The 9,437-nt window shown below is 71.1% G+C and carries 9 protein-coding genes and 2 tRNA genes; 6 read left to right on the top strand and 5 right to left on the bottom strand.

Annotated elements, in window-relative coordinates; all coding sequences use genetic code 11:
• Positions 1-138: 138 nt before the first annotated feature.
• Positions 139-1,560, top strand: coding sequence for an NAD(P)/FAD-dependent oxidoreductase (locus tag VGN50_RS09690; RefSeq protein ID WP_327444555.1), 1,422 nt, complete (start codon positions 139-141; stop codon positions 1,558-1,560).
• Between the two features lie 15 nt (positions 1,561-1,575).
• Here the strand turns inward: VGN50_RS09690 and VGN50_RS09685 are convergent.
• Positions 1,576-1,649 (bottom strand) — tRNA-Pro (locus tag VGN50_RS09685).
• A 100-nt stretch (positions 1,650-1,749) separates the two neighbouring features.
• Between VGN50_RS09685 and VGN50_RS09680 the strand changes: the two genes are divergently transcribed.
• A tRNA-Gly gene (locus VGN50_RS09680) sits at positions 1,750-1,820 on the top strand.
• Here VGN50_RS09680 and trmB read toward each other — a convergent pair.
• Positions 1,820-2,482: a tRNA (guanosine(46)-N7)-methyltransferase TrmB gene (gene trmB, locus VGN50_RS09675; RefSeq protein ID WP_327444554.1), complete on the bottom strand. Its 663-nt coding sequence runs from the start codon at positions 2,480-2,482 to the stop codon at positions 1,820-1,822. The genes VGN50_RS09680 and trmB overlap by 1 nt on opposite strands.
• Before the next feature lie 101 nt (positions 2,483-2,583).
• Between trmB and VGN50_RS09670 the strand changes: the two genes are divergently transcribed.
• The gene (locus tag VGN50_RS09670) at positions 2,584-3,075 is read left to right on the top strand and encodes a DUF4395 domain-containing protein (RefSeq protein ID WP_327444553.1); all 492 of its coding nucleotides are present in this window, start codon (positions 2,584-2,586) and stop codon (positions 3,073-3,075) included.
• 11 nt (positions 3,076-3,086) lie between these two features.
• Here the strand turns inward: VGN50_RS09670 and VGN50_RS09665 are convergent, their stop codons facing one another.
• The 3 genes from VGN50_RS09665 to VGN50_RS09655 form a co-directional block, all read right to left on the bottom strand.
• Complete coding sequence (locus VGN50_RS09665; protein ID WP_327444552.1) at positions 3,087-4,181, bottom strand: PP2C family protein-serine/threonine phosphatase; 1,095 nt, start codon at positions 4,179-4,181, stop codon at positions 3,087-3,089.
• Positions 4,182-4,334: 153 nt separating this feature from the next.
• Positions 4,335-4,802, bottom strand: a complete 468-nt coding sequence (locus tag VGN50_RS09660) for a ribose-5-phosphate isomerase (RefSeq protein WP_327444551.1) — start codon at positions 4,800-4,802, stop codon at positions 4,335-4,337.
• Positions 4,803-4,816: 14 nt separating this feature from the next.
• On the bottom strand, positions 4,817-5,452 hold the full coding sequence (locus VGN50_RS09655; protein ID WP_414694590.1) for a disulfide bond formation protein DsbA: 636 nt from the start codon (positions 5,450-5,452) through the stop codon (positions 4,817-4,819).
• A gap of 130 nt (positions 5,453-5,582) precedes the next feature.
• On the opposite strand from VGN50_RS09655, the gene pepN reads away from it, so the two are divergent.
• The 3 genes from pepN to VGN50_RS09640 all read left to right on the top strand — a co-directional run.
• The gene (gene pepN, locus VGN50_RS09650) at positions 5,583-8,132 is read left to right on the top strand and encodes an aminopeptidase N (RefSeq protein ID WP_327444550.1); all 2,550 of its coding nucleotides are present in this window, start codon (positions 5,583-5,585) and stop codon (positions 8,130-8,132) included.
• Positions 8,125-9,087: a mechanosensitive ion channel family protein gene (locus tag VGN50_RS09645; protein ID WP_327444549.1), complete on the top strand. Its 963-nt coding sequence runs from the start codon at positions 8,125-8,127 to the stop codon at positions 9,085-9,087. The genes pepN and VGN50_RS09645 overlap by 8 nt, the downstream gene beginning before the upstream one ends.
• A 139-nt stretch (positions 9,088-9,226) precedes the next feature.
• A partial coding sequence (locus VGN50_RS09640; protein WP_327444548.1) for an NAD(P)H-binding protein occupies positions 9,227-9,437 on the top strand: 211 nt, incomplete at its 3' end.

The raw sequence follows: 9,437 nt of genomic DNA, 5'->3' as shown, positions 1-9,437 counted from the left end.
AACGGCACCTGCGCCTCATGGTGCGCGGCCAAGGCGGGGTGGGACGGACCGACCGGGCTCGGCACCCCGAACGGGACAAGCGCCTTCTAGCTTCAACCTGACGGCGACACCGGCGTCCGACGCGCCTAGGTTGTCTGCATGAGCGACGAGTTCGATGTCATCGTGGTCGGTGCGGGACCGGTCGGTGAGAACGCCGCGGACCGGGTCCGCAAGGCCGGGCTGACCGTGGCGATCGTGGAGCGGCATCTCGTGGGTGGCGAGTGCAGCTTCTATGCCTGCTCCCCCAGCAAGGCGCTGCTGCGCCCCATCCACGCGACCCGGGCGTCCCAGCGGGTGCAGGGGTCGGTGGGCGCGCGGCTGGACCCTGAGGGCGTGCTCGCACGGCGTGACGCGTGGGTCAACCGGGTCGGCACCAGCGACACCTTCGACGACGGCGGTCAGGTCCAGTGGCTCGACTCGACGGGCATCACCCTGGTGCGCGGCGTCGGCCGGCTCGACGGCGAGCGCGCCGTCGAGGTGGACGGCCGTCGGCTCCAAGCGCGCCACGCGGTCATCGTCGCGACGGGGAGCCGCTCCTTCGTACCGGACATCCCGGGGCTGCCCGACTCACGACCGTGGACCAACCGGGAGGCCACCACCTCGCGACACATCCCGGACCGGCTGGCTGTCCTCGGTGGGGGCGTCGTGGCGTGCGAGCTCGCTCAGGTCTACGCGGCGCTGGGGTCCACGGTCACCGTCCTGTCCCGCTCGGCGCTGCTCGGGCGGGCCGAGCCGTTCGCCGGTGAGGCGGTCGCGAAGGCGCTGCGGCGCGACGGGGTCGACCTGCGGTTCGGCTCCTCGGCGGCGTCGGTGTCGCGGCTCGGCCCCTCGGGCGAGGTGACGCTGAAGCTCGACGACGGCAGCACCCTGCTGGCTGACGAGCTGCTCGTGGCCACGGGGCGTGTGGCGGCCACTGCCGACCTCGGGCTGGAGTCAGTGGGAGCCACTACGGACGAGAAGGGCTACCTGAAGGTCAACGAGCACATGGAGGTGGCAGGCGTCGCGGGCGACCAGACCTGGCTGTATGCCGTGGGCGACGTCACCGGGATCGCTCAGCTCACGCACATGGGCAAGTACCAGGCGCGCGCCGCGGGGGACCTCGTCGGTGCACGGGCGACCGGCCGAGAGCCTGACCAGAGGACCACCGTGCCGTTCGCGACGGACCTGGGGTCGCCGCAGGTGGTCTTCACCGACCCCGAGGTGGGCAGCGCGGGGCTCACGGAGCAGCAAGCACGCGAGCGCGGCATACGGGTCAGGGTCGTCGACGTGCCCATGGACGCCGCAGCAGGCTCGGGCCTGCAAGCCGAGGGCTACCAGGGGCAGCTGCGCGTGGTCGTCGACGAGGACGCGGGGGTCCTCGTGGGCGCCACGTTCGTGGGCCAGGACGTCGCCGAGCTCGTGCACGCCGCCACGGTCGCGATCGTCGGCAAGGTGCCGCTGACGACCCTGTGGCATGCCGTGCCGTCGTACCCGACCATGAGCGAGATCTGGCTGCGTGTGCTGGAGCGGTACGGCATCTAGCCGTCGCCGGGACTGTCGGGGTAGCCGGATTTGAACCGGCGGCCTTCCGCTCCCAAAGCGGACGCGCTACCAACCTGCGCCATACCCCGCGGGCGGCGAGCCGATTTCAGCCCACGCGATCGCGGGCATTAGGCTAACGCCTCGGATCAGCAGCCCACACAGCAGCCCGTGCGCGGCTCGCTGATCCACGCGGGTGTAGCTCAATGGTAGAGCCCCAGTCTTCCAAACTGGCTACGCGAGTTCGATTCTCGTCACCCGCTCACGGCTCGACACACATGGCGCGGAGCTCGGTGATGCGCCGTCCCGCTGCCAGGCCCTTGGCCTCGAACCCGTCCAGCGGCCGCCACGGCGGACGCTCCCCCTCGGTCACGACGAACCGCCCATGCGAGCCCAGCTCGGACCGGGCGTGCGCGGCGTACACCTCGTGGTCGGTCGCCACCAGAAGGTGGCCGCCTGGACGCAACGCGCCCGCGACGAGGTCGAGTGTGTGCGCGGAGAGGAACCGCCGCCGGCTGTGCCGAGCCTTGGGCCAGGGGTCAGGGAAGAACAGGTGGACCGCAGCGAGCGACGCCGCAGCGATCCGGTCCTCCAGCAGCTGGACGGCGTCGCCCTGGTGCATCCACAGGTTCGAGAGCGAGCGACGCTGCGCCTCCGCGAGCATGCGGGCCAGGGCCGGCACGAAGACATCCACCGCCAGCACGTCCTGGTCCGGGTGCGTCTGGGCATACGCCAGCGCCGCGGCACCGTGCCCACACCCGATCTCGAGGACGACGGGGGCGTCTCGCCCGAACGCGGCCACCGGGTCAAGCGGCCCGTCGGGGATCTGGTGCCCGGGCCCGAGCTGTGCCATCCGGTCGAGCGTCAGCGCGGAGAGCCGTCCCCGCCGGGCGTTGTAGCTGCGCACTCGGCCCGTCGTCTCCACGGGCCCAGCCTAGGTGCCGCGCGCCGCTCGCTGAGCGCCCCGTGGGCCGGCTCGTGGACACTGGTGGATAACCCGTTCTTATGTGACCCATAATGGGACGTATGCGTATCTCCCGCTTCCCCAACATCGTCGACGACGTCACCGTCCGGCTCATCGCGGGTGTGGTGCTCGTGCTCGCTGTGGGTGCGCTCGCCTTCCACCAGTGGTGGCTGTATGCCGTGCTGGCCGTCGACTTCGTGCTCCGCTCCGGATGGGGGCCGTCGACCAGCCCAGTCGCCCGGTTCGTCCAGCGGTTCGTCCGGCCGCGCGTCACGCAGCAGCCGCGCTACACGGCCGGCCCGCCCAAGCGGTTCGCCGCCGCCATCGGTGCAGTGCTCACCGTGGCCGCCACCGTCCTCTGGCTGGCAGGCACCACCGTGCCGGTCGTCCTCATCGGGATCGTGATGGTCGTCTTCCCCGCGCTGGAGTCCATCGGCGGCATCTGCGTGGGCTGTGTCGTCTTCGGCTGGCTGATGCGCCTGGGGGTCATCCCCGAGTCGGTGTGCGTCGAGTGCGCCAACATCACCCGGCGGGTGGCCAGCCAGCAGGCCTGACTTCTGACGGGTCAGCGGCGCCAGACCAGGACGGCCGCACGGTCGTCGGTCTCACCGGCCCGGGCTGCTGCGCAGATCTTCGCGGCCATCCCCTCGAAGCCGCCTCCGAGCAGTCGCTCCGCCGTCCCGAGCATGCGGTCGATGCCGTCGCGCAGGTCCCGGTTGCGGGCCTCGATGACGCCGTCGGTGTAGAGGAGCAGTGCGTCCCCGTGGCCGAGTACGCCGACCGTCCGCGGGAAGCTCAGCCCCTCGGTGACCCCCAGGGCAGGCCCTTCGTCGTTCTCGAGGACCTCCCAGCGCCCCGAGCCGGCCGAGAACCGCACCGGCGGAGGATGACCGGCCGACCCGAGGCTGAACTCGCCGGACTCCAGGTCGATCACGGCGTGGGCAGCCGTCGCGAAGCCCTCGTCCCAGTGCTGACGCAGGAGATAGGAGTTCGCGGCGCCCAGGAACCGGTCGACCGGCATCGACCCCAACAGCCCTCCGAACGCGCCCGAGAGCAGCAGCGACCGGGTGCCCGCAGCCATGCCCTTGCCCGACACGTCCACGAGCGCCAGCTCGAGCCGGGACCCCGTCGCGCTCGTGACGAGGAAGTCGCCCGAGAACGAGTCGCCGTAGGCCGAGAGGACGGCCAGCTCGGCGCCCCACTCGTCCGGCAGCTCGGGCAGCTCGCCCTGCAGGCGCAGCCGGTCTCGCAGGTCCACCAGCATCGACTCACCCAGGTTGCCCTGGACTCCGAGCCGGGCTCGGCTGGTCGCCACCCAGAACATGATGACCATGACCGTCCCCAATATCGCGCACGCGGCCAGCAGGCTCGCCAGAATCCCGCGGTCGAAGACGGTGTAGGACGCGGCGAGGAGGACACTGACATCGACCAGGGCGAGCATGGAGGGCGGCAGGAACAGGCCGGCCACCACCGCAACGGGGATGTAGGCCGAGAAGGGCACGTAGTTCGGCCACCGCGTCATCGACCAGCAGAGCACGGCGGTGAACGCGACGATTCCCACGGCAGTGGCGAGGACGCGCCAACGCCCCCACCGGGGCCGGGCCCGCTGCAGCCGGAACAGCATGGGGCTGCGGCCCAGCGCCGTGCGGTCGACGTCCACGAGGTCCTTTGGCAGGCGGGAGAAGGGGCGGCGCGGCGGGCTCAGCCCGTCACGCCGCCGTCAGCCTAACGCGAGGGTGGTCGACCACCGGGTAGATCCGCAGTTCAGGTCGGCGGTCACGCTCGGGTCGTCCGGGTATGACCGGTATGCCGGTTAGCTCAGGGGCGGAAGGGTGCCGTCGGTCTCGTAGGCGGTCACCATGTCGAGGCGACGACGGTGGCGCGGCGCCTGCGAGAACGGCGTGTCGAGGAAGGCCGCGACCATCGACGTGGCCTCCTCGACGGCCGTCATGCGGGCGCCGATCGCGATGACCTGGGCGTCGTTGTGCTCACGGGCCAAGGTCGCCAGCTCGGTGTTGTAGCAGAGTGCGGCGCGGATGCCCTTGACCTTGTTCGCGGCCATCTGCTCGCCGTTGCCCGAGCCACCCAGGACGACCCCCAGCGACTCGGGGTCGGCGGCGACGGCCTCGGCCGCGCGCAGGACGAACACGGGGTAGTCGTCCTCGGCGTCGTAGGCGTGGGGACCGTGGTTGGTGACCTCGTGGCCCTGCGACTCGAGGAACGTGACGAGCTCACCGAGCAGCTCGTACGCTGCGTGGTCGCCGCCGATGTGAACGCGCATGGGTGCTCTCCTGCTCAGTCGAAGATCGGGCCGACGGTGCGGCTGCGCTTGAGCTCGTAGAACCCGGGCGTGCCGGCGACCAGGACGCAGCCGTCCCAGAGCCGTCCAGCAGCCTCGCCCTTGGGAGCGGGGCTCACGACCGGTCCGAAGAACGTCTCGCCCTCGACGGAGATCACCGGGGTGCCCACGTCGTCGCCCACAAGGTCGATGGCGCGCTGGTGGCTGGCCCGCAGCACCTCGTCGTGGGCGTCGCTGTCGGCGAACCGCGCCAACGAGGTATCGAGGCCGACCTCCTCCAGGGAGGGGACGAGAACGGCGGCGAAGTCCTTCTCGCCGCCGAGGTGGATGCGTGTGCCCATCGCGTCGTAGAGGGGCTTGATCACCTTGTCGCCGTACTGCTCGGCCGCCGCGACGATCACGCGCACCGGCCCCCAGCCGCGGTCCATCATCTCGCGGTAGGACTCCGGCAGCTCACGGCCCTCGTTGAGGACGGACAGGCTCATCACCGACCACGTCACGTCCACCGGGCGGACCTGCTCGACCTCCATCATCCAGCGCGAGGTCATCCACGCCCACGGACAGAGGGGGTCGAACCAGAACTCGGCGGAGGAACGCTTCGTGGTGGTCTGGTCGGTCGTGTCAGCAGTCACTCCTCAATCCTGCCATCTCCGGCGGGGCGAGGGGAAAGCGGCTCCTTGCGCGGCCAGCGCCCGTGCAAGGATGGCGAGGACCCACGATCACCACCCCCAGCACCCACCCCCAGCGCTGCAGGAGTACTCCTTGCCCGGCAAGAACCTCACCCGCGACGAGGCCTCCGCCCGCGCGGCCGTCGTCTCCGTCGACCACTACGAGGTCGCACTCGACCTCACCACCTCCGAGTCGACCTTCCGCAGCACCACGACGGTGACCTTCTCCAGCCACGCCCCTGGCAGCGGGACGTTCGTGGACCTCCTCGCGCCGTCGGTGCAGTCCATCGTCCTGAACGGCGAGGCTCTCGACCCGGCCAGCCATTTCGACGGCGCCCGGATCACCCTGCCGACCACGGCCGAGCGCAACACCCTCACCGTCGACGCCACCGCGGCATACATGAACACCGGCGAGGGGCTGCACCGGTTCGTGGACCCGGTGGACGACGAGGTCTATCTCTACTCGCAGTTCGAGGTGGCCGACGCACGCCGCATGTTCGCCGTGTTCGAGCAGCCCGACCTCAAGGCGACCTTCGCGTTCACCGTGACGGCCCCCGCGCACTGGCAGGTGGTCTCCAACTCCCCGACCCCCGAGCCCACGCCGGCCGGTGACGGGGTGGCGACCTGGGCGTTCGCCGCGACAGCGCGGATGTCCTGCTACATCACCGCGCTCGTGGCCGGTCCCTACGCGGTGGTCCGCGACGAGGTGGAGTCGCGCCGAGGCACGGTGCCCCTGGCCATCTACTGCCGCCAGTCCCTGCTGGAGCACCTCGACGCGGACAACATCTTCGACTGCACCAAGCGCGGGTTCGCCTTCTTCGAGAACGAGTTCGACTGCGAGTACCCGTTCGAGAAGTACGACCAGCTCTTCAGCCCCGAGTACAACATGGGCGCGATGGAGAACGCCGGCGCTGTCACCATCAACGAGATGTACATCTTCCGCGCCAAGGTCACCGAGGCCCTGGTGGAGCGTCGGGCCCTGACGTTGCTGCACGAGCTGGCCCACATGTGGTTCGGCAACCTCGTGACCATGAAGTGGTGGAACGACCTGTGGCTCAACGAGTCCTTCGCCGAGTGGGCCTCGACGACCTGCCAGTCCGAGGCCACCCAGTGGCGCACCGCGTGGACCACCTTCAGCGCCGCGGAGAAGTCGTGGGCCTACCGGCAGGACCAGCTGTCGTCCACGCACCCGATCGTGGCTCCGATCCGCGACCTCGAGGACGTCGAGGTGAACTTCGACGGCATCACCTACGCCAAGGGGGCCTCCGTCCTCAAGCAGCTGGTCGCCTACGTCGGGCGTGAGCCGTTCGTCGCGGGCCTACGCGCCTACTTCGCCACCTACGCGTGGGGCAACACCACGCTGCAGGACCTGCTCGGCGAGCTCGAGCGCACCTCCGGCCGCGACCTCGGCACGTGGTCGAAGCTGTGGCTCGAGACGGCCGGCGTCAACACCCTGCGTCCCCTCCTCGAGATCGACGACCGCGGCCGGATCTCCTCTGCCGCCATCGAGCAGACGTATGCCGAGGGCTTCGAGACCCTACGCCCGCACCGCCTGGCGATCGGCCTCTACGAGGTCCAGCAGGAGCGCCTGGTGCGGGTCGACCGGATCGAGCTCGACGTCGACGGCGAGGTCACCGAGGTGCCCCAGCTCGTCGGCCGCGCCGCGCCCGACCTGCTGCTGGTCAACGACGACGACCTCGCCTACGCCAAGATCCGCCTCGACGAGCGCTCGCTCGCGACGGCGCTGGCCTACCCGCTGGGCTTCGAGGACAGCCTCCCCAAGGCGCTGGTCCTCGGCGCCGCGTGGGACATGACGCGCGATGCGGAGATCCCGGCCCGCGACTTCGCCCGGCTGGTGCTCGCCTCCCTGCCCGGCGAGACCGACTCGACCCTGATCTCAACGCTGCTCGGCCAGCTGCAGTCGGCGGTCCGCCTCTACGTGGCGCCGCAGCACCGCGACGCCACCCTCGCGGCCACGACATCCGCACTGCGTGATCTCGCCGAGGCGGCGGACCCCGGCAGCGACGCCCAGTTCCAGCTCGTCCGCGCGTACGCCGCGCTGCAGCGCGGCGGCGCCGACGCGGCATACCTGCGGGCCCTGCTCGAAGGCACCGAGCAGCTCGAGGGCCTGGCCGTGGACACCGAGCTGCGGTGGACGCTGCTCACCTCGCTCGCGGCCTGCGGCGAGGCCACGGAAGCGGAGATCGCGGCCGAGCAGGAGCGGGACAACACCGCCACCGGTCGCGAGCGCGCCGCGCGGGCGCGGGCGTCGCGCCCGACGGCCGAGGCCAAGGCCAAGGCCTGGGCCGAGGGCGTCGAGGGCGACACCCTCACCAACAGCATCGTCGAGGCCATCGGGCTCGGCTTCACCCAGGCCAACGACCCCGAGGTGCTGCGCCCGTACGTCGCCAAGTACCACGACGCGGTGCTGTCCGTGTGGCAGAGCCGCACGCACGCCATCGCCGAGGCGATCCTGGTGACCTACTACCCCACGGTGCTGGCGAGCGCCGAGCTGCTCCAGGCGAGCCAGCAGTGGCTCGACGCCCACGCGGACGCGCCGGCCGGCCTGCTGAGGCTGGTCGCCGAGAACCGCGACGGCATCGCGCGGGCGCTCACGGCCCAGGCCAGGGACGCGGATGCCTGACCTGACCGCCTCGGGCGTCCTGCACACGGCCGAGTCGACCCCCATGCGCGTCTGGGACTGGTTCGCGGGCCGACCCCTGATGGTCGTCTCCATCGTCGTGGTGGCCCTCGTGCTGCGCTGGCTGCTCATCCGCTCCATCGGCCGCATCGTCGAGGTCACGCTCGCCAAGTCCGACGCCCGTCGTGAGACGGAGCCGGGGCGCGCTCGCAGTGTGCTGGCTCTGGCGACAGGCGCGGCCCACGAACGCCACCGCCAGCGGACCCTGACCATGGCCTCGCTGCTGCGCAGCATCGTCACGTTCGTGATCGCCCTCATCGTGGTCCTCACCGTGATGTCCATCTTCGGCATCCCGCTGGGCCCGCTGCTCGCCTCGGCCGGCGTGGGCGGCGTCGCGCTGGGCTTCGGCGCGCAGAGCCTGGTCAAGGACTTCCTCTCCGGCATCTTCATGCTGCTCGAGGACCAGTACGGCGTGGGCGACCTGATCGACACCGGTGAGGCGGTCGGCGTGGTGGAGGAGGTCACGCTGCGGATCACCAAGCTGCGCGACGGCAGCGGCGTGGCCTGGTACGTGCGCAACGGCGAGATCACCCGGGTGGCCAACAAGAGCCAGGGCTGGTCCACCGCCATCGTCGACATCCCGGTGGCCTACGCCGAGGACATCGAGCGCGCGAAGCAGCTGATCAGCGACGTCGTCCAGGCGCTCTACCAGGACGAGGCGTTCGCTGGGGTCCTGCTGGAGGAGCCGACGGTCGCCGGAGTCGAGCAGCTCACCGGCTCCACGGTGACCCTGCGGGTGGTCGCCAAGACGGAGCCGAACCAGCAGTGGGGCGTGCAGCGGGCGATCCGCGAGCGCGTGAAGGGCGCCTTCGACGCGGCCGGCGTGCAGGCCCCAGCGGTCTACCCGCCGGTTGCCGGCACTCCGGCCTCCGGCGGCACCATCGCCGGCACCGTCTGACCCCTTGCTCACTCCCGCCCGCGTTGCTCACCTCAAACCGGTCGAAACGGCACCCCGAGCGGGTTGAGCTGAGCAAGCCCGGTGCGGCAAGCGTTGCGGCGTCCAGCGGCCAGGGCCGACGAGGAGGAGGCTTGGCGTCATGCCACGCCTCGCACTCGTCACCGGCGCGACCGGCTACATCGGCGGCCGGCTGGTGCCGGAGCTGCTGGCGGCCGGGTTCGCGGTCCGCTGCCTGGTCCGCACGCCGAGCAAGCTGCGCGACCAGCCGTGGGCCGGCCAGGTCGAGATCGTGCAGGGCGACGTCGGTGACCGGGACGCCGTCCGCCGCGCCGTCGAGGGCACGGACGTCG

The sequence above is a fragment of the Pedococcus sp. genome, from assembly GCF_036000045.1.
In the GTDB taxonomy this organism is placed as follows: Bacteria; Actinomycetota; Actinomycetes; order Actinomycetales; family Dermatophilaceae; genus Pedococcus.
Note: the sequence above shows the minus strand (reverse complement) of the source record. Positions and strands in the feature narration are given on the sequence as shown.